Raw genomic sequence first — 22908 nt, 5'->3', positions numbered from 1 at the left:
TGCGCGCAAGGCGCTTTTTTATAAGAGGAATTAGACTATGACAGTTATCAATCAGCCTACCTGCACACTGTTTACCGATACTGAACGGTTCACGCAGCTGTCAGGATATTACGAGGCGGAGCGTCACACGGTCTGGATGATGCTGCGGGCTCAGCCACGTCCTTGCTTTAACCATGCGTTAATAGAGGAGATCATGAACTTTTCATGGCTGGTTCGCCAGTCTGGGTTTGCGGTTGATTTTTGGGTAACCGGATCGCTGGTTCCCGAGATGTACAATACGGGCGGAGATTTACAGTTCTTCGTCGAGTGCATTCAGAACGGACGTCGGGAAGCGTTACGGGCGTACGCTCGCGCCTGCGTTGATTGCGTCCATGCGGCCTCACGGGGGTTTGATACGGGAGCCATCACTCTGGCAATGGTAGAAGGCAGTGCGTTAGGGGGCGGGTTTGAGGCCGCTCTGGCGCACCATTTCGTCCTGGCTCAGCGCGATGCCCGTTTAGGTTTCCCGGAGATTGCCTTCAACCTGTTTCCGGGTATGGGAGGATATTCCCTGGTTGCACGCCGTTCAGGCATGAAGCTGGCGGAGGAACTCATCTACAAAGGGGAATCCCATACGGCTGAATGGTACGAACAGCACGGGCTGGTGGATGTCCTGTTTGAACCGGGACAAAGCTATGTCTCTACACGAACCTTCATCGATACGCTGCGGCCAAAACTGAATGGCGTAAGGGCGATGCTGCGCGCCCGTACTCGCGTTCTGCAATTGCCTCGCAGTGAACTGATGGACATCACGGAAGACTGGGTTGATGCCGCTTTCTGCCTGGAGCCGAAAGATATCGCCTACATGGAGCGTCTGGTCACGCTGCAAAACCGCCATCACGCGGCGGGCCTGCGTAAAGCCAGTTAACGTTGATTTCGCGCTTGATATCGTTTTAGCCATCGCTCGAATGCGGCAGCGGGCATCGGCTTAGCAAACAGAAAACCCTGCCGTTCGTTGACGCCGTTCTTGGTCAGAAAGGCGTCTTCTTTTGCATTCTCCACACCCTCGGCAATCACCTGCAGATTTAACGCCTGCGCCACCGCGACGATAGCGCGCACCAGTGACTGGGAAATAGACTGCTTATGAATATCCCTGACGAAAGATTGATCGAGCTTAATGGCGTCGATAGGGAAGCGGGCCAGCTGAGAAAGGGAAGAGTAGCCGGTGCCAAAATCATCCAGATGAATTTGCGCCCCGAGTCGGCTGAACTGCTGGATCACGGACAGCGCCAGCTCTTCATTTTCGATAAGACAGCTTTCGGTCAACTCAACGTCGACCGGGCAGTATTCAAAATTCAGATCCTTCAGCGCCTGCTTTAAGTCGCTGAAGATGGTCTGGTCGGCCAGCTGGCGTGCAGAGACGTTCACCGCCACGCGCAGGTTTATTCCCTTATCGCGCCATTTTGCCACCTGGCGAACCACATCGAGCATCACCCAGCGGCCCAGCGGCACAATCAACCCCGACTCTTCGGCATAAGAGATAAACTCCAGCGGCGGGATCAGGCCGCGTTCTGGCGATTGCCAGCGTACCAGCGCTTCAAGGCTTCTGACTTCTCCACGCCAGGTTATTTTCGGCTGATAGTGGATCAGAAGCTGATCGTTATCCAGGGCCTTGCGCAGGTTGGTATCCAGCCAGAGATACTCAAACACGCGCTGGTTCATCTCGGGTGAGAAGACGCAGAACTTGCCCCGGCCGTTCTCTTTGGCGGTGTACATGGCGGTATCGGCGTTGCGAATAACGCTTTCCCGGTCGTTCCCGTGCTGCGGGGCGAGGGCGATACCCAGAGAGCAGCCGGTATAAATCTCAATCAGACCAATTCGGAACGGCTGGCGCAGACGGGTTAAAATGCGCGACGCCATCGCCTCCAGAGAGCCCTGAGAGGTATTGGTGGCCATGACGATAAACTCATCGCCGCCAAGACGCGCCAGCACCTGTTCTTCATCCAGACAGCTCAAAATGGCGAGGGCGACAGCCTGCAACAGCTGATCGCCAAACATATGCCCGTAAGCGTCATTGACCTTTTTAAAGTTATCCAGATCGAGATACACCACGCCCACCTGCGTGTCGCCGCGGTTGTCGATAGCGTCAGAAATCAGATCGTGGATCGCATTGCGGTTGGGCAGGCCGGTGATGGTATCGGTATTGGCCAGCACGCGCAGCCGCTCCTGAGCGCGGCGCTCCTCGGTAATATCGGTCCCGGAACAGATAAGGAAAATTTCATTTTTACCGCTGCCGCTGTGCACGAATTTATTTCTGAACAGAAACAGGCGCTGCCCTTTACGCGTTTTGATCCAGCGTTCGACTTCGTAGGAACTGCCGTTGCGAAAAAAACCGGTAATATTGCGCTTTGAGGCTGCCGCTTCGCTGCGGCTCATAAACAGCTTAAACACGTTCTGCCCAATCACTTCTTGCTCTTTCAGGCCGGTGTACTCTTCGCTAAGCCGGTTAAAACGCTGAATATTGCCGTGCTGATCGAGAATAACAATGACGGAGTTAGCCTCTGAGACAACCTGTTCCGCGAAAGAGAGCCCCTGAGCCAGATCGCGCGCCACGGAGGGCGTATCGTTCCAGGCGGAAGCGGTGCCTGCCCACTCGTTGCGGGTAATTTTACGGCCCACAAGATGAACCGGGACATCTTCTCCGTACAGGGAGAGCGACATGGAAATGCTGGAGGTAATAACGGTTAAATGACGGATGAGATCGGCCTGTTCATCATCCAGCGCCACGACCTGAGTGACATCGGCATTTTCGCTGGTGGAAAGGTGCAGAGCGTTGCTGTCAGCTGACAGGCGCCACCACGGGCTGTGAGTCCCCATGTAGCGAAACAGCAAATTCTGCTCCAGATCGTCCATCATGTTTTCTCCCGCAGCTGTTCATTAGCGCACAAATTATTCATTTGCTGTCGACTTTTCCGTTGAGAAACAGCGGCAAAACCGAAGTGAACCTGTTGTTTTCCCTGCTTTCTTATAATAAAACGAGTCAGGTTAAAAAGGATACCGAGCGTATAGAAATTCACGTAACCGAATATAACAACACTCTTTTACTGTAGATAATTATGGCGGTTTTGGGCGAAGGGATACTGAAAATAGTAAGGAAAAATAATGATTTTGTGGCGGGGATAAAAAGAAAAATTGTCGGCCCTTCCGGAGAGGAAATAGCCGACAATTGAACCGGTTATCAGGCGACAGGGCGCGCGATAATACTGCGGGTTTCCATGCGAACTTCGGCGATAGTAACGTCTATCACGTCGGTGACTTTGTAAACTGTTTCACCTTTAATTTGCACGGTACCGTTTTCCTGGCTACAGACCATTTCGTCACGAACCGCATGCAGGAACGGCGCAGGAATAAACGCGACAGCACCGTTATCGACCAGGCGGACGCGCATACCCCCGCGGCTGATATCGATGATCTCTGCGGCGAAACGGGTGTCCGTACCGGCTTTATCCTGCAGGAAGCGTGCGTACAGCCAGTCACCAACGTCACGCTCGGCCATGCGGTTCAGACGGCGACGATCGGCCATCTGCAGCGTGGTGTCCTCCTGAGGACGGGCAATGGTTTCACCTTTGATAATCGCTTTCAGCAGGCGGTGGTTAACCATATCGCCATACTTACGGATCGGCGATGTCCAGGTGGCGTAAGCTTCGAGGCCAAGGCCAAAGTGCGGGCCAGGCTCGGTGCTGATTTCAGCGAAGGACTGGAAGCGACGAATGCGGCTGTCCAGGAAGCCCGACGGCTGCGCGTCCAGCTCGCGGCGAAGCTTGCAGAAGCCCGGCAGCGTCAGCACTTCTTCCGGATCAACGTGCACATCGTGATTTTTCAGCAGGGCCGCCAGCGCTTCGGTATTCGCCGGATCAAACCCGGTGTGGACGTTGTAAATGCCAAAGCCCAGCCTGTCGCGCAGCACGCGTGCGGCACAGATGTTGGCGGAAATCATCGCCTCTTCAACGATGCGGTTCGCAATGCGTCGCGGTTCGGCCACGATGTCCAGCACTTCGCCTTTCTCGCCCAGAACAAAGCGATAATCCGGGCGGTCTTTGAACACCAGCGCGTGGGTTTTACGCCACTCGCCGCGGTTCAGGCAGATGCGATGCAGCAGACGGATTTGCGCGGCAATGGCGTCTGATTCAGGTTTCCAGCTACCGGTATTTTCAAGCCAGTCGGAGACGTTATCGTAGGCCAGCTTGGCTTTCGATTCGATGGTAGCGGCAAAGAACTCGATATCGTCTTCAATCGCGCCATCTGCGGCGATAGTCATGCGGCAGGCAAGGACCGGGCGCACTTCATTTGGACGCAGCGAGCAGAGATCGTCTGACAATTCGCGCGGCAGCATCGGAATGTTGAAGCCCGGCAGGTAGTTGGTGAACGCACGGATTTTCGCCGCGTCATCAAGCTTGCTGCCTTCGGCAATCCAGGCGGTTGGATCGGCAATGGCGACGGTCAGATGCAGTTTGCCATCGGCGCTCTCTTCGGCGTACAGCGCGTCATCCATATCTTCCGTGCTGGCGCTGTCGATGGTGACAAACTCCAGCGCGGTGAGATCGCGGCGCGTCAGACCTTCGTCCTGCATCTCGGTCGCTACGCCGTTCGGCGCTTCTTTTTCAAGATTGTGGCGTGCCAGCGTGACCCACCATGGCACAAAGTGGTCGGCGCCAAAGGTGATGAACTGGGTCAGCTCAGCATAAAAACCGCGATCGCCTTTCAGAGGATGACGGCGCATTTCTGCTACAGCCCAGTCACCTTCTTTAAAATCATGCTCAACGCCACGGGCGGCGCGGCAGGGAATAGCATCTTTCAGCAGGGGATGATCCGGCACGATAGCAAGACGATCGTCTTTTTTCTGCACCTTGCCCACAAAGCGGGTCAGGAACGGTTCGATCAGTTCTTCCGGCTCGGCAGACTCGCGATCCTTCTCGGTATGAATGACGGCCATGACGCGATCGCCATGCATCACTTTCTTCATCTGCGGAGGCGGAATGAAGTAGCTTTTCTGCGCGTCAACCTCAAGGAAGCCAAAGCCCTTTTCCGTGGCTTTTACGACCCCTTCTGCACGCGGCGTCTGGGAATGCAGTTGCTGTTTAAGCTGCGCTAGCAGCGGGTTGTCCTGAAACATAATGTTCTATTTTCGTAGCCATTGAGCGGCTGACAGTTTTACGCGATTCTCACTGTCTCAGCAAGCGCTCTTTGGGTAATTAGTATGGTTATTCCTCTTTACCAAACGCGACTTTCAGACGATTGAGCCAGCCATCAAACGCGCTCCGGGTAAGCAGCGTGATGGCATGTTCGCCGGGGAGTCCCTGATCCGTGAGCGGGGTAAACTGCGCGGCGCTGAAGCGGTCCGGAGAGCGCGTCAGCAGTTCGACCGCCGCCGAAAGTGCGGGGGACGTCAGCGGGATCGCTTCGCGGGTGTTTAACAGGATTTCTCCGGTCAGGTCGAGCAGCGAAGTCTCATGGCAAAGGACCGGCGTCAGCGCCTCCAGCGCGGGTTCTGCCTGCCAGCGGGACAGCGACTCAAGCTGATGCGCACTCGCATAGCGCAGCTCGACGACGGGCAACAGCGGCACCCAGGCGGCGTGGCTCGCGGGCAGCGTGTGCGGCTGAATATGATGGCCTGGCAACCAGCGAACGGGGTGTCCTAACAGGGCCTGAAAAACCGCGACCACGCGCGCCTGAAAACCGATAAAGCCGATAATCTGGTTAATCACCACAATGTCATATATTGACAGGCCAACCTCATCAAGCTGGTTCTGCGCTTTATCATCAATCACATCAGGAGAGCTGGCGAGCTGGCGGGCATACTGCGTGATTTGCGCCAGACGTCGGTTGCTTTCGCGCGAGGAGTCCGGGCCGGGAAGCGGGGCGAGGAGGGCGGCGTAATGGTTACAGAGCCGCTGAACGCCACAGGCCTGGGCGACCGTTAGCGCGGTGCTGAGCCGATCGTAGGCGCTGAGCGTATGCAGGCGGTTCACGGGAATCGAGAGCGGAAACAGCTGGTGGCACAGGGCTCTGGCAGGGGTAAGCCAGCCAGAACAGGCGGCGACAATCTCATCAGGCAGGGCTAAATCGAGCAAAAAACGATCGTCGACGTTAGCGGCTTCGGGCACCAGAGGCAGAACATCTGTCTGCGCGTGGTTCGACTGGGTCTCGTGATACCAGTGGCCTTTGCCGGAAAAACGGCGTTGTTCCATGTGCGTTCCTTGATCTCAAAATGGCGATCAATATCCTGGCGTAAGGCAGATAAAGGGAAAAATATTGTTAGGTGATAACAAATAGCAGAACGGAATAACGAAGGGGTGGTGCGGGGGGAAAACTCTCTTCCCGTGCGGGAAGAGAGTCACAGCTTATTTAATTTCCAGCTCGTTCATTGCAGCGATGTTGAAGCCGCCGTCAACGTGAACCACTTCACCGGAGATACCAGCGGAAAGGTCAGAGCACAGGAATGCTGCAGAGTTACCCACATCTTCAATGGTAACGGTACGACGAATCGGGGTAACCGCTTCGCAGTGTGCCAGCATTTTACGGAAATCTTTAATACCGGAAGCTGCCAGGGTGCGGATAGGACCTGCAGAGATGGCGTTAACGCGCACGCCTTCAGGACCCATTGCGTTCGCCATGTAGCGTACGTTGGCTTCCAGAGAGGCTTTCGCCAGGCCCATAACGTTGTAGTTAGGGATAGCACGCTCAGCGCCCAGATAGGACAGGGTCAGCAGGGCTGCGCCCGGGTTCAGCATCGCGCGGCAGGATTTCGCCATCGCAACGAAGCTGTAGGAGCTGATGTCGTGAGCGATTTTGAAGCCATCACGGGTAACCGCGTTCACGTAGTCGCCGTCCAGCTGGTCGCCAGGAGCGAAGCCAATGGAGTGAACGAAACCGTCGAATTTCGGCCATGCTTTTGCCAGTTCAGCAAACATGCCGTCGATGCTTTCGTCTTGTGCAACGTCACATTCCAGAACAATGCTGGAACCCAGCTGCGCGGCAAACTCTTCAACACGGCCTTTCAGCTTGTCGTTCTGGTAGGTGAACGCCAGCTCAGCGCCTTCGCGATGCATTGCCTGTGCGATGCCGTATGCGATGGACAGTTTGCTGGCAACGCCAGTCACCAGAATGCGCTTACCGGAAAGAAAACCCATAGCTTTAATCCTTATATTCATTGCTAATTTTGCCTTGTAATTCATAGCGTTACAGGCAGTATTTCAAAATCATTCGAAATTAGCTCGAAATTATAGCCCACTCACAGCCCCTTGTGTCACGATATTTCTCGCTGTTCTCCGTAGACGCCTGTCCCGAAGAATGCGCCGCGGACTCGCGGGGGCTCAAAATTTCAGCATTCGTCCAGTATATCACCCGGCAACAGGTTCACCTCATCCAACCAGCGAGGAAGCGCGATCCCGCGAGGGTATTCACGCTTTCCTGAGGTTGTCGATGAAGCGCGCGATGACGATAAAGAAAACCGGTACGAAGAAAATGGCGAGAAGCGTACCGCTAATCATGCCGCCAAATACGCCGGTACCGATGGCATGCTGCGTACTGTCGCTCGCACCACGGGCCAGCATCAACGGAACAACCCCTAAGGTGAAGGCTAACGACGTCATCAGAATAGGGCGCAGACGCTGGCCGGCGGCATGAATGGTTGCCGCCAGCAGGGGCTGCCCCTGGCGATGGAGTTGCCTCGCAAATTCAACAATCAGAATGGCGTTCTTGGCCGACAGGCCGATAAGCGTAATCAGGCCGACCTTGAAGAAAACGTCATTCGTCATCCCGGCAACTGACACCCCGATCACCGCGCCAATAAGACCCAGCGGAACGACCAGCATGACCGCAAATGGAATAGACCAGCTCTCATACAGGGCGGCCAGCACCATAAACACGACCAGTATCGACAGGACGATAAGGCCCGGAAGCTGAGATTCCGATTTTCTCTCCTGCAATGAACTGCCGGCCCACTCGCCAGCCATGCCCTGAGGCAGACTCCTGGACACGTCCTCCATAACCTTCATTGCGGTGCCGCTGGACTCTCCCGGCGCCGCATTTCCGGTAATGCGAATAGCCGAATATCCCTGATAACGCGTCAACTGCTGGGGCGCAACGTTCCAGGAAAGCGTGGCAAACGTCGATACCGGCACCATCTGTCCCATCCGGTTTTTCACTGATAATGTCAGTATCTGCTCAGGCTGCATTCGGTAGGGCGCATCGGCCTGAATGATCACCTGCTTAACGCGGCCGTTGTTCGTATAGTCGTTGACGTAATTTGAGCCCAGGGTGACGGAGAGCGTCTGGTTGATTTCATCAAATGAGACGCCCATTGCTTCCGCCTTTTCTCTGTCCACCTGGAGCGCAAGGCTTGTTCCTTCCGGCAGACCGTCTATATACACGTCACCCAGTTCAGGACGCTGATTGGCCTGCAGGACCAGAGCGTCGGCAGCGCGCTTTAACGCCTCGTAGCCCAGTCCCGCTCTGTCCTGCACGTACCAGGTGAAGCCCGACGAGGTGCCCATATCCGAAATGGCCGGCGGGAGCAGGCTCATCGTGACGGCATCAGAGACGTTCGCCATGCTGGCCTGTATATGGTCGGCTTCACCCTGAGCCGTCGAACCCTGCCGATTTTTCCAGTCCTTCAGCGTGGTGAAGGCCATAGCCGAGTTTGGTCCTGAACCTGAAAATCCAAACCCCAGGATCATAATGTTGCTTTCAATATCCGGCCGGGCCGCGATTTCCTCTTCAAATTTTTTAACCACGTTGAGGGTACGCTGCATCGTGGCATCAGAAGGCAGCTGGATTGAGGACATAAAGTAGCCCTGATCTTCATCCGGCAGAAAGGACGACGGTAACGAAGACAATCCCAGAAACAGCGCAGCACAAAGCGCAGCGTACAGGAGCAGCATACGCCCGGTTCGCTTCAGAACGGCACCCAGCCCGGCTTCGTAACTGGCGGTGAGCGAACGAAAGCGCGCGTTAAACCCGACCGCGAACCTTCCGCCTCTCTTTCCTGGCTTATGCGGCTTGAGTAACGTTGCGCACAGGGCAGGCGTCAGCGTCAGGGCAAGAAACGCGGACAGCAGTATGGAAACCGCCATGGAAATACAAAATTGTCGGTAGATAATCCCGACGGATCCTTCCGCAAATCCCATGGGGATAAAGACGGCGGTCAGCACCAGCGTGATGCCAATAATCGCCGGGGTGATTTCCTGCATGGCTTGCCGCGTGGCGTCACGCGGGGACAGGCTTTTTTCCTCCATCAGTCGTTCAACGTTCTCCACGACCACAATGGCATCATCAACGATAATGCCTATCGCCAGCACCATGCCGAACATCGTCAGAATATTGATGGAGTAGCCGCTCAATAGCATCACGGTGAAGGTGCCAAGAAGGGCGACGGGAGCAACAATCGCCGGGATAAGCGTACAGCGTATCTTGTGCAGAAACAGCAGCATAACCAGGAAGACCAGGACCATCGCTTCCACAAATGTCTGAACAACCTTCATGATAGAAAGTTTCACGAACGGCGCGGTGTCGAAGGGTACCGTAAACGCCATTCCTTCGGGTAACACCCGGGAAAGTTCGTCGATGCGCGCCCGTACGCCGGAAGCCGTGCTCATCGCATTCGCGCCAGGCGAGAGCTGGATTGCTGCCGCCGTTGCGGGCACGCCATTTTCACGGATACCAAAGGCGTAGCTTTGCAGGCCAGATTCAATCCGCGCAATGTCGGACAGTTTCAGGCGGGCACCGGATGCGTCAGATTTCAGGGTGATATTTCTGAACGCCTCTACCGAGGAGAGCTGTCCCTTCACGGTGATGGGATACGTCACCCCTTGTCCTGCAGAGGCTGGCTCATCTCCCGTTTTGCCGGGCGAAACCAGGGCATTTTGCTGGCCAACGGCGGTAAGAACATCGCTTACCGAAAGCCCGTAGCCGTGGAGCTTCATGGGATCCAACCAGATGCGCAGCGCTTTTTCGCCGCCAAACAGCTGAACTTTCCCTACGCCGGGCACGCGACGAAGCTCGTCACTGACGTTTCTGGCAAAATAGTCGCTTAAATCGGCTTCCTCAAATTGACCCGTCGCCGACTTCAGCCCCACCATCATTAAAAAGCCAGAGTTAGCGGCCTCGACGTTGATGCCGTTTTGCCTTACCGCCTGAGGCAGACGAGGCTCGACGATCTTAATCTGATTCTGCAGATCCATCTGCGCCAGCTTGATGTCCGTGCCCGGTTTAAAGGTGACGGTAATCGATGCCGAACCGGTTGTGTCACTGGATGATTCAAAGTAGAGCAAATTATCTACGCCGGAGATTTCGCGCTCGATTAACGATACCACCGACGTGTTCATGATATCGGGGCTGGCCCCCGGGTAACTGACGGAAATAATGATTCCAGGCGGCGCCACCGCCGGATACTGCGCAACCGGCAAACGGGGAATAGACAGGAGCCCTGCCAGAACGATAAAAAGCGCCACTACCCAGGCGAAAACGGGGCGTTCGATAAAAAAATGCGGCATTAAATTAACGTCCGGTTACGTGAATTTCATCATCAGTGGATACGCGCTTGCCGATATCCCTGAGCTGTGAAAATTTCTCAAGAAGCTGCGGCGCGTCATCGAGGCTCGTCGCGAACATCCACATGTAGGTCATCACCGAGTAAATATGTCCGGCAGTGATGCCGGTTGAGCGCGTCATCCAGACGATGGTCAGCGTAAAAAGCGCGGCAACAAGCACGCCGACCCACAAATAACCCCACGCCTCGCGGTCAGATAATGCGATACGCAAACGCGCCAGCGTGGAGTAATGGCGGTGAAGGGTAGCCGTGCCCGCCTTATGAACATAATCCACTTCTTTTTCCAGCCGATTATTCAGGCGCATGAACAGCCATTCATTTTTACGGGCATATCCTGAGACAAATCCGAGCAGGATAAATACAATCGCAAAGCACATGACGCCGGCCCAAAACTCAATAAACAGCAACATGATTGCGGCACCAAAAAGTGAGCTCAGCGAGGTAATAAGCAGGGGAAGGTGCATTTCAAAGAAATCCACATATTCGCGCGAGAGCGTTACCCTGGCGGCGATCGCCGAATGGTTGAGCTGGTATTTGCGCTGTGCCAGGACGACGGAAACCGCGAGTCCGGCATAAATGCGTGCAAAGGTGCGCGTATCTACGCTTCGTCTGGCCGCACCGATGAACCACATGCAAAGCACCATCAGGCCATACAGCGCGGCGTTAAGCGTTTCACCGGCGAGGATGGCATTTATCGCGATGCCAGCCAGAACGGGATAAAGTAAAAACGTCACGTTTTCGGCCACCACCAGGAAAAAAGTGACAACCAGTTTTTTCCGGTGCCGTATCGCGAGTTTTTTTAGCGAGTGCATCACTCCGGCAGGTTCAGAAGAACGAAGATTATTACGGTTCATCATTATGGATAAGTTTTATCAGATTTTTTAGGTGAGTTATTTTTGTGCAAAATAGCGTGAGGGAGAGTCTACCGCGCGCCTGTTTAGCGGAAATGGGCGGTTTGTGGAGGCTATGTGGAGCAACGGCTCAAATCATTCTCATAATAAGGTACAGCGGGGCTCCGCCAAAAAAAATGATCAAATAACACTCGTAGTAAAAGATCAGATCCTCGATATCGGGCATCGCGTTTAACAGCACGGTGAACGTAATAATGAGATAAACAAAAATCACCAACAGCCAGAAGGCGACGACGAGTAGCTCAGTCAACGCGCCGGCTTTATTCTGGATTATCAGAGAGACAACCGACAATGCGATGCAGCCATAGATAATGGGTGAAGAGAGCAGCGTAGAGGCGACTTTTTCATCCATTTTGTGTACCAGCATCAGCCAGGTGTAAAGTAATCCCCAGGACAGCAGCAGGAACAGGGAATATATGCCCAGCTTTTTAGGAGAGAAATATTTAGAAAGTTCCATGTTCGTTATTTCAGCCAACTTCATAAAGTCTTTAAGTAACAGGGATAATGTGCAACGCTAAATGTAAAAAGAGTTTTGTCTCAATAGCGATTTTGAACGGGCATTGTCGAGTCATTATTGACGGAATGTGTAGGCTGTATGGAGAAATAACCGGGCAGGTAAATCAGCCGGGAAATTTTCTTAGCTACGGCACTTTTTCCCGTAGGCTGTGTCTTATTGTGCTAAAGATATCTGATAGCGAGCTCAAAGGGATTTCACCCGCGGAGATAAAATGCACAAAAATACGCTGATCCTTGTTGTTGAAGATGAAGACGAAATTGCCGATATACTGATGAGCTACCTGGATCGTTCGGGAATGAAAACGCTCCGAGCCAGGCAGGGCGAACAGGCCATAGCGCTCAATCGCCTCCATAAACCGGATCTCATATTGCTGGACATTCACCTGCCCGTATGTGACGGCTGGAGCGTACTTACCACGCTTCGTCAGGAAAGCGCTGTCCCCGTCATTATGGTTTCCGCTCTCGATCAGGATGTCGATAAGCTCATGGGGCTGAGGCTGGGCGCGGATGATTACGTGATCAAACCCTTCAACCCTTCTGAAGTTGTCGCCCGGGTTGAAGCGGTGCTGCGCAGGACAAAACCCGCGCTTCAGCAGGCAGGTTCCCAGCCGCTCAGAACGCCATTTATTACGGTCTACCCGGATGACTTCTACGTGGAAGTCACCGTGGACACAGAGGTTGTCTCACCGGTATTAACGACGACCGAATTTAAATTGCTCACATACCTGGTGAGATATCCGCGAAAGGTCTGCTCACGCGAAGAGCTGCTCAACGCGTGTCTGCCGGAAGGGGATACGCTCGACAGAACGGTCGACAGCCACATGAGCAAGTTGCGTAAAAAACTGGAGCTTGCCGGCCTCTATGGTGTTCCCGAGAGCATCAGAGGTATGGGCTACCGGCTTGGGGAAAAGAAATGAACAAAGAGTCTGTCCTGAGCCGTCAGATCTTAACGTATATGCTGTTGCTGACGTTTACGATCATTGCCATCGCCATACTCGGCTCCTGGTTTTTTTACTCCTTTATTCTGGATCACCTCCCGGGCGGCCCTGCTGCGGGCGATGACGAGCAGATGACGATGTGGGACTGGGTATGGATTGGGACCGCGACAACGATCAGTATGATTATTGCCCTCTTTTTCACGGTCAAACTTTCATCGCGGATCCTCACCCCGCTAAACGCGGTAGCGTCCAGCCTGAAAAAGATTTCTCAGGGCGATCTGGACGCACGGGCATTCTGCGGCAGTTCCCGGCTGGGTGAGATCAATCACCTGGTGACGGATTTCAATGAAATGGCGGAAAAATTACAGACGCTGGATATTCAGAGGAAATCCTGGAATGCCGCTATCGCGCATGAGCTGAGAACCCCGGTCACGATCTTACGCGGACGGCTTCAGGGGTTGGTAGATGGCGTTTTTACCCCGGATCCGGTGCTGTTTAATAATCTTCTCAAACAGACGGAAGGGTTAACCCGCCTGATTGAAGATCTCCGGGTTATCAGTTCGGATGGCGGGGCGGGATATACGTTATGCCAGTCCAGAACCGATCTAAAAGGGACAATACAGAACGCACTCGATACGTTCATGCCCGAGTTCAGCCATAAGGCGTTTACCGTCAATACAGACCTGAGGGAGCAGCAGTGCGTATTCGATCCATTACGCATCAATCAGTGTTTGACCGTTTTATTTGATAATGCCTTACACTATTCAACCTCGCGCACGCTCATCGTGAAAAATGGCGTTTCTGATAAAGGCAATTATATCCTTATTCAGGACGGGGGACCGGGCATCCCCAAAGAGTTTCATGATTTCCTGTTTCAGCCCTTTCAGCCCTTTCAGCGCGATAATGGCGCCAGACATGTGAACCCGGAAGGCTGTGGTTTGGGCTTGTCGGTGGTAAAAGCCATCATGCTGGCTCATGGTGGCGATGTTACCTATACCTTATCGACGCAAAACCACTCGATATTTAAACTCACCTGGCCCGACTCGTGAGCTTCAGCGGCAGGTCAAATGTGCCTGCCGGCGATAAATGCCATATTTTTCCTAACTTAGCATCCCATTCCTGGGGGGTAATCGTCAGTTTACCGCGTCTCGGGCTTAAGGTTATTTCGCTGAAATAGATTTCATCTTTTTTTAGCATAAGGTCAACGCGACAGTAGTCAATTCCATGCGCCAGCTCCTGGGAGGCCAACAAAGCCTGGCGGAACAAGAGCGGTTCGCCTGGTTCTGCTGAAGTATTTGGATATTCCATCCGGAAGGGTTGTAAGTTCCAGTACCTGTCATAAACGTTGATAAACCCTTTGCCGTTATCATCCGTAAAATCCGCTTCTACATAGTGGGCAACGCCGTGAAAACAATGGATCCTCAGCATTTCGGGCGTTGTATTCCTGTCAGCGTCGTCGAAGAGATCGACAAACGGCTCGCAAAGTATACTCGGCGTAATGTTTTTGTACTGCCATTCGCGCGTGGTGTAGTAAAGATTTTTCTTTAACGCGAGGCTCAGCTTTTTACACGCTTCTTTTTCATTAAATTGCGCTTTGTTTGTACATATTATTGTGCTGCCGCTGTCATGGTTGCACTTAAGGACGAATTTGTCAGGAAGAACTGAAAAATCAATCTGCGACGGCCTGGTATAAACGCCGATTAATGGCACCGTTTTCACGCGCGTTGTTCTGGAGGAAACGTATGCCCGAACGGCGAGTTTATCGGCAAGCATCGTGTAGAAGTTATTATGGTCATAGACCAGACGATGACATATTTTTTCACTCAACGTCGTGGGCGAGTTAATGTCAGGGGTTTCCCCGGTTGTTTTCTTAAGCCTCACGGTATGAAAGTGCAGATCCGTCATTAAAAATGAGCGGCATTTTCTGATGAGATACTCTGTGTATTTTAAAACGTAAGTGGCGGTGTTCATTTCTTCTCCTCCGTAATGTCCGGATATTCTGGAGAAGAACTGTTGATTAATATTGCTTAAAATATGGAGCAGGGATGGAGACGAAAATTAAAGGATTAAATAGCGTACTCAGACTATTTAATCCTTAATTTAATGGGGTGATTTTTGCTGAGCGTCGCGCTTAGCGGTCTTTTCTCCACGCATCGGCGGTTAATGCTTCACCAAAATGACCGGCAATCAGTCGTTTTGTCAGCTCATGAAGCGGGGAGGCCATCACATCCGCCGTGCTGCCGCGCTCGACAACTTCGCCCTGGTGCATGACCATCACCTGATCGCTGATGTGCTTCATCATTCCCAGATGTTGGGTGACGTAGATATACGAGATCCCCTGTTTTTCCTGTAATTCCAGCATCAGGTTAATCAGCTGCGAGCGCATCGACATATCCAGCGAGGCAAGCGCTTCATCCGCAATGATCACTTTTGGCCGCAAAATCAACGCACGCGCCAGGCCCAGACGCTGTTTCTGGCCGGGGGCCAGCATATGCGGGTAGTAGCTTTCGTGATCCGGCAACAGCCCAACCATACGCAGGGTTTCAAATACGCGCTTACGGCGCGCCTCTGGCTCCAGGTCGGTGTTCAGACGCAGCGGAAAATCGAGGATCTGCGAAATGCGCTGGCGCGGGTTAAGCGAGGTCGAGGGATCCTGGAAAATCATGCGGATGCGCTGGCTGCGGAAAGAGTAATCGCCGAACGTCAGAGGATGATCGTCAATCAACACTTCGCCTGCAGTCGGTTCAACCATGCCGGCGAGCATTTTCGCCAGGGTGGATTTCCCGGAACCGTTCTCGCCGATGATCGCCAGGGTCTGTTTTTCACGCAGCGTAAAGCTCAGCGGCTTCACCGCGTCGACAGTTTGACGATGAAACAGCCCCGTGCGGTAGCGAAAGGTCTTACTCAGGTTGCGAACTTCCAGTAAGGTTTCGACCATTTCACACTCTCTCCATGTTCAGCGGGAAATGACAGGCGTACAGATGATTCTTGGCCCCGGTCAGGCGTGGTGTTTCGATACATTTACGCTGAGCATAGGGGCACCTTGGCCCCAGACGACAGCCTATCGGCAGGGATTCCAGCAGCGGAATCGCCCCCGGCAGGGTATTCAGGCGGCTCTTATGCGGCATCGCGCTGCCAAAATCCGGAATGGCGCGGATAAGCGCCTGCGTATACGGATGATGCGGCGCGCCGATCAGATCTTCACTCGGCGCGGTTTCGACCGTTTGCCCGCAGTACATGACGTCAATTTTATCCGCCCATTTGCTGAGCATTTGCAGGTCATGGCTGATCAGCAAAATGGTGGTGTTGTTATTCTGGTTGAGACGCGACAGCAGGCGGAAAATTTGCGCCTGCGTGGTGGGTTCCATCGCGTTGGTGGGCTCATCCGCAATCAGCAAACGCGGCTGATTTGCCAGCGCGATGGCAATCATCACTTTCTGACATTCGCCGTCGGTCAGCTCATAGGGGAAGCTGCGCATCGCATCTTTGTGATCTTTAATCCCAACGCGGTGTAAAAGCTCGATGGCGCGGCGCTTGCGCCAGCCAACGCGTTGCCACCAGCGGCCTTTATAGGTCCAGCCGGGAATGTTCTGCATGAGCTGTTTACCCACGCGTTCGGACGGGTCGAGACAGGACTGCGGCTCCTGGAAAATCATCGAGACGTTATGCCCGACCAGCTTTCTCCGCTCGCGGGGGGAGAGGCGCAGCAGATCGATATCATCAAAACGCATACGGTCTGCCGTCACGCGCCAGTTGTCTTTCGCCACGCCGCAGATAGCCTTGGCAATCAGGCTTTTTCCCGAGCCGGATTCCCCCACCAGCCCGCGAATTTCACCCTCCGCGAGGGTGATGCTGATGCGATCGACGGCTTTAACCCAGCCTTCACCGGTTTTGAATTCGATGGTGAGATTGCGAATATCAAGAAGCGGCATTATTGCACCCCCGCGTTAATGGCACGGCGAATACCGTCGCCCAGCAGGTTGATAAGCAGCACGCTCACCATAATGGCCGCACCCGGCAGCATGACCGTCCAGGGTGCCACGTAGATCAACTCCAGCGCGTCGCCGAGCATCGCACCCCATTCGGGCGACGGCAGCTGTGCACCGAGGTCGAGGAAACCGAGCGCCGCGATGTCCAGGATCGCCATCGACAGGGCGCGGGTGATCTCAGTGACCAGCCCGGCGGCGATGTTGGGCAGTACGGCAAACCACAGAATGTTAAAGGTCGTCGCGCCGTCCAGACGCGCGGCAACGACGTACTCTTTTTCCAGCTCATCATGCACCATGCTGTAAACCGAGCGCACGATGCGGGGCAGGATAGCCAGCCAGACGGCGAACATGGCATGCGACAGGTGCGGACCGGCAAAGGCAACAACAATGATTGCCAGCAGCAGGGACGGGATCGACAGCAGCGTATCCAGAATGTGGTTAAGGACCGCCGAACGCAGGCCATGGGTGGATCCCGCAAAAATACCGAGCGCCAGCCCGCAGATCGTAGCCGCGAGCGTCACCACAAATGCGCCGCCGACCGTCGGGGCTGCACCGCTCAGCAGGCGGCTCAACACGTCACGTCCGAGGTCGTCCGTTCCCAGGAAGAAAGAGACTTCGCCGTAGCGCGACCAGGACGGCGGCAGCAGCTGATAGCCAAGGAACTGCTGGTCGATGCCGTACGGCGCAAACCACGAGCCAAAGACGCAAAGCAACACCAGGCCGGCACAGCCGTAAAGGCCGATCATTGCCGTGGTGTCACCATAGAATTTACGCCACACGGTACGCAGCACGCCGGGCGTGCGCTTTTCACTGTATACGCTATCGTAAGGCATACCATTCCTTATGCTTCAATGGGTTAGCCATGGCACCCAGAATATCGGACAACACGTTAACAATAATCACCAGCGAACCAATCACCATCACGCCCGCAGAAATAGCGGCGTAGTCCTGCTGGCGGATGGCGTTAATCAGCCATCGCCCCAGGCCCGGCCAGCTAAAGACCATCTCGGTGATCATGGCCAGCGTCAGCATGGTGGAAAACTGTAATCCCAGACGCGGAATAACCGGCGGCAGCGCGTTGTGCAGGACGTTGCGGCGCAGTATGGTCAGGCGGGACAACCCGCGCGTTGCGGCGGCTTTGACGTAGTTCTGGTCAAACACCTCGATAGTGCTCAGGCGCATCAGGCGGATCACTTCGGTTGTTGGCGCAACCGCCAGCGTCAGCACCGGCAATACCATATGGCGCACGGCGCTAACGATCATCTCATGGCGCCACACCGAATCGGACAGCCACGCGTCAATGATGGCAAAACCCGTCACCGTTTTAACCGTATAGAGCAGGTCAAAGCGACCTGAAACCGGCAGCCAGCCCATCGTCAGCGAGAAGAACAGCGTCAGCAGCAGCGCCAGCCAGAATACCGGGATGGAGAAGCCGAACAGGGCGAGGGCGCTGATAAACTTATCCTGCCATTTATTGCGATAGATCCCGGCCAGCATGCCCACGGGAATGCCGACCATCAGGGCAAAGCCGAAGGCCAGAATACACAGCTCCATCGTGGCCGGGAAAACCTCTTTCAGCTGCTGGGAAATCAGCTGTCCGTTAATGCTGGACACGCCGAAATCCCAGTGCAGCAGCCCGTTAAACCAGAACAGCCAGGCATCCCACAGCGACGACCCCTGGAGCGGGGCGTGGGGCGTGAAATAGCTCAGGCTGAAGCCGACAAAGTTCAGGAAAAAGAGCGTCACCAGCAGCAAAAGGAGCCGACGTAAGGTAAAAATAATCATGGTTTTTTCACCTCTTGTTCTTTTTCACGCGACACGCCGGCGAACGAGGCGTTGCCGAACGGACTCAGCACCAGGCCTTTAATATCGTAACGATAGGCCTGAAGACGCAGGGAAGAGGCCAGCGGCAGCACCGGCAGCTCCTGGGCAAGGATCTTCTGCGCTTCATCATAGGCGTCGATGCGTGAGGCCAGCTGCTGGGAAGCCAGCGCTTTTTGCAGCACGGCGTCAAACTCCCGGTTACACCAGTGGGCGTAGTTGGTCTGCGAGTTTATCGCCGCACAGCTCAGGAGCGGCCGGAAGAAACTGTCCGGATCGTTACTGTCGGTCGCCCAGCCGGTCAGGGTTAAATCATGATTCATGTCCATCAGGCGCGCCTCCTGAAAACGGCCCTCAACCGGTACGATGATCACTTTGACGCCCACCTGCGCCATATCTGCCTGCAGCAGTTCGGCGGTCTTGAGCGGGCTCGGGTTCCACGCCTGGGAGCTGGTTGGCACCCAAAGCTGCAAAGTGAGGTTTTCCGCCCCCAGCGCCTTCAGCTGTTCACGCGCTTTTGCCGGATTGTATTCCGTAATTTTAGCTTCACCGTCATAGGCCCACGAGGCGCGCGGTAAAATTGAGGCGGCGGTTTCCGCCGTGCCGTAGTAGATCGACTGCATCAAACGCTGGTTGTTAATCGCCAGCGCCAGAGCGTGACGAACGGCAGGGTTATTCAACGGCGGCTTATCCGTGTTAAAGGCCAGATAAGCGATATTCATGCCGGGGCGTAACGTCAGGCGCAGGCGCGGATCGTCACGCAAAATGGTGAGCTGGCTGGCCGCGGGCCAGGCGAGCACGTCGCACTCCCCGGTGAGCAGTTTCGACAGACGTCCCGTTCCGCCTGAACCGAGATCGACCACCACCTGCGGCATCAGCGGGGTGCCGCGCCAGAAATGCTCATGACGCTGCAGACGAATATACTGCCCGGCGCGGTATTCAGCGAGCTGGAACGGACCGGTGCCGACTGGCTGACGATCGAGCAACTCCTGACGATCTTTTTTCGTCAGGTTCGCCGCGTATTCAGCGGACATGACTGACGCATAGTGGGTCGCCAGATGCCAGAGGAAGGAGGCATCCGGGCGCGTCAGCGTAAATTCAACCGTCCGGTTGTCCAGCTTGCGCACGCTCTTGACGGTATCAGCAAACTGCAGGCTGTCGAAATAGGGGAAATTATCCCCGTTAACGTTATGCCACGGGTGGTTGCGGTTAAAGATGCGCTGGAAGGTAAAGACCACGTCATCTGCGTTCAGCCTGCGCGTGGGGGTAAACCACGGCGTGCGCTGAAACGCGACGTCATCGCGCAGGTGAAAACGGTACGTTGCGCCGTTATCCAGCACTTCCCAGCTTTCCGCCAGCTCAGGCACCAGACGGTAGGTGTATGGGTCAACATCAAGCAGACGGTCGTAAAGCTGCGCGGCCAGGGTATCCACGATCAGGCCGCTGCCCGCTTTTTGCGGGTTGAAGGTATCCACCTGGCCGCTTACGCAATAGACAAAGCCGCTGTCACGAATGTCAGGCTGGGGAGTTTGCCCGGGCGCGGCAAAGGCCAGGCTGCTAAACAGACCGAGTGCTAAAAAGGACGATAAAACCAGACGCATAATTTTTAAGGTTTTTAGGTTCGATCTGCAAAGTGTATCGCACTTACGCCTGCTTCGTAAAAATGTCTGCAGGTAAGTGCTGATATTGTCAGCGCATTTGATGCTTTTTGAGCAATGCCCTTAACTGATGGTAGGTCAGACCCAGCAGTTCAGCCGCCCGTTTCTGGTTATATTTCGCCGTCTTCAGGCTTTGCTCCAGCAGCTGTTTCTCCTGGTCGTTCTGGAAGTGGCGTAAATCAAGGGGGAGAGTAGGGAAATCGCCTGAAGGCGCTGGTGCGGACAGTGGCGCTGTGCTGCGCTGAAAAGGATCGATAATGATATTGTCCAGCTCCGTCTCGCTGCTGCCGTGACGATAGACGGAGCGCTCCACGACGTTTTTCAGTTCACGGATATTTCCCGGCCAGTGGTAAGCCAGCAGCGTCTCCTGCGCATAATCGCTGAAGCCGGGGAACAGCGGCAGTCCGAGCTCTCGGCACATCTGAATCGCAAACTGGTCTGCCAGCAGCATGATGTCGCTTCTGCGCTCGCGCAGGGGTGGAAGCTGAACGACGTCAAAGGCCAGGCGGTCAAGCAGGTCGGCACGGAATTTCTCCTCCGCCACCATCTCCGGCAGGTTGGCGTTCGTGGCGCACACCAGGCGTACGTTAACCTGCAGCGGCTGGCTGCCGCCGACGCGCTCCAGCTCGCCGTACTCAATCACGCGCAGCAGTTTTTCCTGCACCAGCATGGGCGCGGTGGCCAGCTCATCCAGAAACAGCGTACCGCCGTCGGCGCGCTCAAAGCGTCCGGGATGGCGTTTCTGGGCACCGGTAAACGCCCCCGCTTCATGGCCGAAGAGCTCGGTGTCGAGCAGGTTTTCATTCAGCGCAGCGCAGTTAAGGGAAATGAAGGGGCCATCCCAGCGCCCGGAGAGGTAATGCAGACGGTTGGCTATCAGTTCTTTCCCCGTTCCGCGCTCACCGATAATCAGCACCGGTTTATTGAGCGGCGCCAGGCGAGAGACCTGTTCCAGCACTTCGAGAAAGCTGTTTGCTTCGCCGAGTAAATTGTCTTTGTATCCGGGCATGATGAAATTAACCACTCCTTAGCGATATTCACCAGGGAAGAATAGTCTGTTGCTGCGCAAAAATCAATCAGACTCTGTAAAATCAATAAGATAAAAACCTGGCATGATGTTTGTATTATCCGTACAGCAGGGCATAGCCCGATAACAGAACTATGAGGATTTGATTATGGGTATTTTTTCTCGTTTTGCCGACATCGTGAACGCCAACATCAACTCACTGCTTGAGAAAGCGGAAGATCCGCAGAAGCTGGTACGTCTGATGATTCAGGAGATGGAAGACACGCTGGTTGAAGTGCGTTCAACCTCTGCCCGCGCGCTGGCGGAGAAAAAACAGCTTACGCGTCGTATTGAACAGGCAACCGCTCAGCTGAACGAATGGCAGGAAAAAGCGGAGCTGGCGCTGCGTAAAGACAAAGAGGATCTGGCCCGTGCGGCGCTGATCGAAAAACAGAAGCTGGCTGATATGGTCGCGACGCTCGAGCATGAAGTCACGCTGGTGGACGACACGCTCACCCGTATGAAGAAAGAGATTGGTGAGCTTGAAAATAAACTTAACGAAACCCGCGTGCGTCAGCAGGCGCTGACCCTGCGTCACCAGGCGGCAAGCTCTTCCCGCGACGTGCGTCGTCAGCTGGACAGCGGTAAGCTTGATGAAGCGATGGCGCGTTTTGAATCGTTTGAACGTCGTATCGACCACATGGAAGCGGAAGCCGAAAGCCACGGCATCGGCAAGCAGAAGTCGCTGGATCAACAGTTCGCCGATCTGAAGGCTGATGATGAAATCAGCGAGCAGCTGGCGGCACTGAAAGCCAAAATGAAGCAAGACAACCAATAATAATTCCTGCGGCACCTGAGCGTGCCGCATCATAAGACAAGGAGTACACATGAGCGCGCTTTTTCTGGCCATTCCCCTGACAATTTTCGTGCTGTTCGTTTTGCCGATTTGGCTATGGCTGCACTACAGCAACCGTTCTTCTCGGGGCGAACTCTCCCAGAGTGAACAACAGCGTCTGGTACAGCTCTCCGACGAGGCGAACAAAATGCGCGAACGCATTCAGGCGCTGGAAGCCATCCTGGATGCTGAGCATCCAAACTGGAGGGACCGTTAATGTCTGGACTGAATCTGAACAAAAAGTTGTGGCGAATTCCACAGCAGGGCATGGTGTGCGGCGTTTGTGCCGGGCTGGCTCACTATCTTGATGTCCCGGTAAAACTGGTCCGCGTGGTCGCGGTGCTATCGATCTTCTTTGGCCTGGCGTTTATTACCCTGGTGGCATATATCGTCCTGTCGTTTGTTCTTGACCCGATGCCCGAAGGAGAACTGGCTGCGGAGGGAGCCCCGACCAGCAGCGATCTTCTCAATGCCGTTGATGAGCAACTCGCCGCCGGTGAGAAGCGGCTACGGGAAATGGAACGCTATGTCACGTCGGATACCTTTACGCTGAGAAGTCGCTTTCGTCAGCTTTAAGAGAGAGATG

At 54.7% G+C, this 22908-nt stretch carries 20 protein-coding genes; 6 read left to right on the top strand and 14 right to left on the bottom strand.

What is annotated here, in order from left to right; all coding sequences use genetic code 11:
* Nucleotides 1–37 precede the first annotated feature (37 nt).
* Entirely contained in the window at nucleotides 38–907 is an 870-nt protein-coding gene (locus tag ACERY3_RS08775; protein ID WP_058841294.1) for a crotonase/enoyl-CoA hydratase family protein, read from the top strand.
* Here the strand turns inward: ACERY3_RS08775 and pdeR are convergent.
* From pdeR to ACERY3_RS08740, 7 genes are all read right to left on the bottom strand, one after another.
* The gene (gene pdeR / locus ACERY3_RS08770; RefSeq protein ID WP_029740520.1) at nucleotides 904–2895 is read right to left on the bottom strand and encodes a cyclic di-GMP phosphodiesterase; all 1992 of its coding nucleotides are present in this window, start codon (nucleotides 2893–2895) and stop codon (nucleotides 904–906) included. The genes ACERY3_RS08775 and pdeR overlap by 4 nt on opposite strands.
* 322 nt (nucleotides 2896–3217) lie before the next feature.
* Nucleotides 3218–5152 carry an exoribonuclease II gene (locus tag ACERY3_RS08765; protein ID WP_096151365.1) on the bottom strand — a complete coding sequence of 645 codons (1935 nt, stop codon included), beginning with the start codon at nucleotides 5150–5152 and terminating at the stop codon, nucleotides 3218–3220.
* Nucleotides 5153–5240: 88 nt separating this feature from the next.
* On the bottom strand, nucleotides 5241–6227 hold the full coding sequence (locus ACERY3_RS08760) for a CMD domain-containing protein (RefSeq protein ID WP_373225484.1): 987 nt from the start codon (nucleotides 6225–6227) through the stop codon (nucleotides 5241–5243).
* A gap of 153 nt (nucleotides 6228–6380) precedes the next feature.
* Nucleotides 6381–7169, bottom strand: coding sequence for an enoyl-ACP reductase FabI (gene fabI / locus ACERY3_RS08755; protein WP_003856831.1), 789 nt, complete (start codon nucleotides 7167–7169; stop codon nucleotides 6381–6383).
* 270 nt (nucleotides 7170–7439) lie between these two features.
* Entirely contained in the window at nucleotides 7440–10532 is a 3093-nt protein-coding gene (locus ACERY3_RS08750; RefSeq protein WP_373225483.1) for a multidrug efflux RND transporter permease subunit, read from the bottom strand.
* 4 nt (nucleotides 10533–10536) lie between these two features.
* Complete coding sequence (locus ACERY3_RS08745) at nucleotides 10537–11445, bottom strand: ABC transporter six-transmembrane domain-containing protein (RefSeq protein WP_063441951.1); 909 nt, start codon at nucleotides 11443–11445, stop codon at nucleotides 10537–10539.
* Nucleotides 11446–11569: 124 nt separating this feature from the next.
* Entirely contained in the window at nucleotides 11570–11980 is a 411-nt protein-coding gene (locus ACERY3_RS08740) for a transporter (protein WP_139153168.1), read from the bottom strand.
* A 247-nt stretch (nucleotides 11981–12227) separates the two neighbouring features.
* On the opposite strand from ACERY3_RS08740, the gene ACERY3_RS08735 reads away from it, so the two are divergent.
* Both ACERY3_RS08735 and ACERY3_RS08730 read left to right on the top strand, forming a co-directional pair.
* Nucleotides 12228–12932 carry a response regulator gene (locus tag ACERY3_RS08735; RefSeq protein ID WP_373225482.1) on the top strand — a complete coding sequence of 235 codons (705 nt, stop codon included), beginning with the start codon at nucleotides 12228–12230 and terminating at the stop codon, nucleotides 12930–12932.
* On the top strand, nucleotides 12929–14002 hold the full coding sequence (locus ACERY3_RS08730; RefSeq protein ID WP_373225481.1) for an ATP-binding protein: 1074 nt from the start codon (nucleotides 12929–12931) through the stop codon (nucleotides 14000–14002). Before ACERY3_RS08735 ends, ACERY3_RS08730 begins: the two co-directional genes overlap by 4 nt.
* Here ACERY3_RS08730 and ACERY3_RS08725 read toward each other — a convergent pair.
* The 7 genes from ACERY3_RS08725 to pspF all read right to left on the bottom strand — a co-directional run bounded on the left by ACERY3_RS08725 (nucleotide 13983) and on the right by pspF (nucleotide 21430).
* Nucleotides 13983–14924, bottom strand: a complete 942-nt coding sequence (locus ACERY3_RS08725; protein WP_373225480.1) for an ATP-grasp fold amidoligase family protein — start codon at nucleotides 14922–14924, stop codon at nucleotides 13983–13985. The two genes, ACERY3_RS08730 and ACERY3_RS08725, sit on opposite strands and share 20 nt — an antisense overlap.
* Nucleotides 14925–15084: 160 nt before the next feature.
* Nucleotides 15085–15891 (bottom strand): putrescine export ABC transporter ATP-binding protein SapF, encoded by an 807-nt coding sequence (gene sapF, locus ACERY3_RS08720; protein WP_023312051.1) that lies wholly within the window; start codon nucleotides 15889–15891, stop codon nucleotides 15085–15087.
* Between the two features lies 1 nt (nucleotide 15892).
* Nucleotides 15893–16885, bottom strand: coding sequence for a putrescine export ABC transporter ATP-binding protein SapD (gene sapD / locus ACERY3_RS08715; protein ID WP_373225479.1), 993 nt, complete (start codon nucleotides 16883–16885; stop codon nucleotides 15893–15895).
* Nucleotides 16885–17775 carry a putrescine export ABC transporter permease SapC gene (sapC, locus tag ACERY3_RS08710; protein WP_032656751.1) on the bottom strand — a complete coding sequence of 297 codons (891 nt, stop codon included), beginning with the start codon at nucleotides 17773–17775 and terminating at the stop codon, nucleotides 16885–16887. Before sapC ends, sapD begins: the two co-directional genes overlap by 1 nt.
* Nucleotides 17762–18727, bottom strand: coding sequence for a putrescine export ABC transporter permease SapB (gene sapB, locus ACERY3_RS08705; RefSeq protein ID WP_023312049.1), 966 nt, complete (start codon nucleotides 18725–18727; stop codon nucleotides 17762–17764). Before sapB ends, sapC begins: the two co-directional genes overlap by 14 nt.
* Nucleotides 18724–20364, bottom strand: a complete 1641-nt coding sequence (sapA, locus tag ACERY3_RS08700; RefSeq protein WP_033145731.1) for an ABC transporter substrate-binding protein SapA — start codon at nucleotides 20362–20364, stop codon at nucleotides 18724–18726. The genes sapB and sapA overlap by 4 nt, the downstream gene beginning before the upstream one ends.
* 88 nt (nucleotides 20365–20452) lie before the next feature.
* Nucleotides 20453–21430 carry a phage shock protein operon transcriptional activator gene (gene pspF, locus ACERY3_RS08695; RefSeq protein WP_373225478.1) on the bottom strand — a complete coding sequence of 326 codons (978 nt, stop codon included), beginning with the start codon at nucleotides 21428–21430 and terminating at the stop codon, nucleotides 20453–20455.
* Nucleotides 21431–21596: 166 nt separating this feature from the next.
* Here pspF and pspA point away from each other — a divergent pair, with 166 nt between their 5' ends.
* The 3 genes from pspA to pspC are packed head-to-tail and all read left to right on the top strand — an operon-like array spanning nucleotide 21597 to nucleotide 22898.
* Nucleotides 21597–22265 carry a phage shock protein PspA gene (gene pspA / locus ACERY3_RS08690; protein ID WP_373225477.1) on the top strand — a complete coding sequence of 223 codons (669 nt, stop codon included), beginning with the start codon at nucleotides 21597–21599 and terminating at the stop codon, nucleotides 22263–22265.
* A 49-nt stretch (nucleotides 22266–22314) separates the two neighbouring features.
* A complete protein-coding gene (gene pspB / locus ACERY3_RS08685) occupies nucleotides 22315–22539 on the top strand; it encodes an envelope stress response membrane protein PspB (protein WP_023312045.1) in 225 nt (74 codons plus the stop codon).
* On the top strand, nucleotides 22539–22898 hold the full coding sequence (gene pspC / locus ACERY3_RS08680; RefSeq protein WP_373225476.1) for an envelope stress response membrane protein PspC: 360 nt from the start codon (nucleotides 22539–22541) through the stop codon (nucleotides 22896–22898). Before pspB ends, pspC begins: the two co-directional genes overlap by 1 nt.
* The last annotated feature ends 10 nt before the right edge of the window (nucleotides 22899–22908 follow it).

It is taken from the genome of Enterobacter cloacae complex sp. ESBL7 (assembly GCF_041679625.1).
GTDB lineage: Bacteria > Pseudomonadota > Gammaproteobacteria > Enterobacterales > Enterobacteriaceae > Enterobacter > Enterobacter asburiae_B.
The sequence above is the reverse complement of the archived record's forward strand: the minus strand, read 5'-3'. Positions and strand labels throughout refer to the sequence as shown.

Excerpts from the sequence above, each read along its gene's own strand:
- ACERY3_RS08725 (WP_373225480.1), bottom strand. The coding sequence starts at position 14,924 with ATGAACACCGCCACTTACGTTTTAAAATACACAGAGTATCTCATCAGA.
- ACERY3_RS08730 (WP_373225481.1), top strand. The coding sequence starts at position 12,929 with ATGAACAAAGAGTCTGTCCTGAGCCGTCAGATCTTAACGTATATGCTG.
- pspA (WP_373225477.1), top strand. The coding sequence starts at position 21,597 with ATGGGTATTTTTTCTCGTTTTGCCGACATCGTGAACGCCAACATCAAC.
- sapD (WP_373225479.1), bottom strand. The coding sequence starts at position 16,885 with ATGCCGCTTCTTGATATTCGCAATCTCACCATCGAATTCAAAACCGGT.
- ACERY3_RS08745 (WP_063441951.1), bottom strand. The coding sequence starts at position 11,445 with ATGATGAACCGTAATAATCTTCGTTCTTCTGAACCTGCCGGAGTGATG.
- pspC (WP_373225476.1), top strand. The coding sequence starts at position 22,539 with ATGTCTGGACTGAATCTGAACAAAAAGTTGTGGCGAATTCCACAGCAG.
- sapC (WP_032656751.1), bottom strand. The coding sequence starts at position 17,775 with ATGCCTTACGATAGCGTATACAGTGAAAAGCGCACGCCCGGCGTGCTG.
- pspB (WP_023312045.1), top strand. The coding sequence starts at position 22,315 with ATGAGCGCGCTTTTTCTGGCCATTCCCCTGACAATTTTCGTGCTGTTC.
- sapF (WP_023312051.1), bottom strand. The coding sequence starts at position 15,891 with ATGGTCGAAACCTTACTGGAAGTTCGCAACCTGAGTAAGACCTTTCGC.
- ACERY3_RS08740 (WP_139153168.1), bottom strand. The coding sequence starts at position 11,980 with ATGAAGTTGGCTGAAATAACGAACATGGAACTTTCTAAATATTTCTCT.
- ACERY3_RS08750 (WP_373225483.1), bottom strand. The coding sequence starts at position 10,532 with ATGCCGCATTTTTTTATCGAACGCCCCGTTTTCGCCTGGGTAGTGGCG.
- ACERY3_RS08760 (WP_373225484.1), bottom strand. The coding sequence starts at position 6,227 with ATGGAACAACGCCGTTTTTCCGGCAAAGGCCACTGGTATCACGAGACC.
- ACERY3_RS08735 (WP_373225482.1), top strand. The coding sequence starts at position 12,228 with ATGCACAAAAATACGCTGATCCTTGTTGTTGAAGATGAAGACGAAATT.
- pspF (WP_373225478.1), bottom strand. The coding sequence starts at position 21,430 with ATGCCCGGATACAAAGACAATTTACTCGGCGAAGCAAACAGCTTTCTC.
- pdeR (WP_029740520.1), bottom strand. The coding sequence starts at position 2,895 with ATGATGGACGATCTGGAGCAGAATTTGCTGTTTCGCTACATGGGGACT.
- ACERY3_RS08765 (WP_096151365.1), bottom strand. The coding sequence starts at position 5,152 with ATGTTTCAGGACAACCCGCTGCTAGCGCAGCTTAAACAGCAACTGCAT.
- sapA (WP_033145731.1), bottom strand. The coding sequence starts at position 20,364 with ATGCGTCTGGTTTTATCGTCCTTTTTAGCACTCGGTCTGTTTAGCAGC.
- fabI (WP_003856831.1), bottom strand. The coding sequence starts at position 7,169 with ATGGGTTTTCTTTCCGGTAAGCGCATTCTGGTGACTGGCGTTGCCAGC.
- ACERY3_RS08775 (WP_058841294.1), top strand. The coding sequence starts at position 38 with ATGACAGTTATCAATCAGCCTACCTGCACACTGTTTACCGATACTGAA.
- sapB (WP_023312049.1), bottom strand. The coding sequence starts at position 18,727 with ATGATTATTTTTACCTTACGTCGGCTCCTTTTGCTGCTGGTGACGCTC.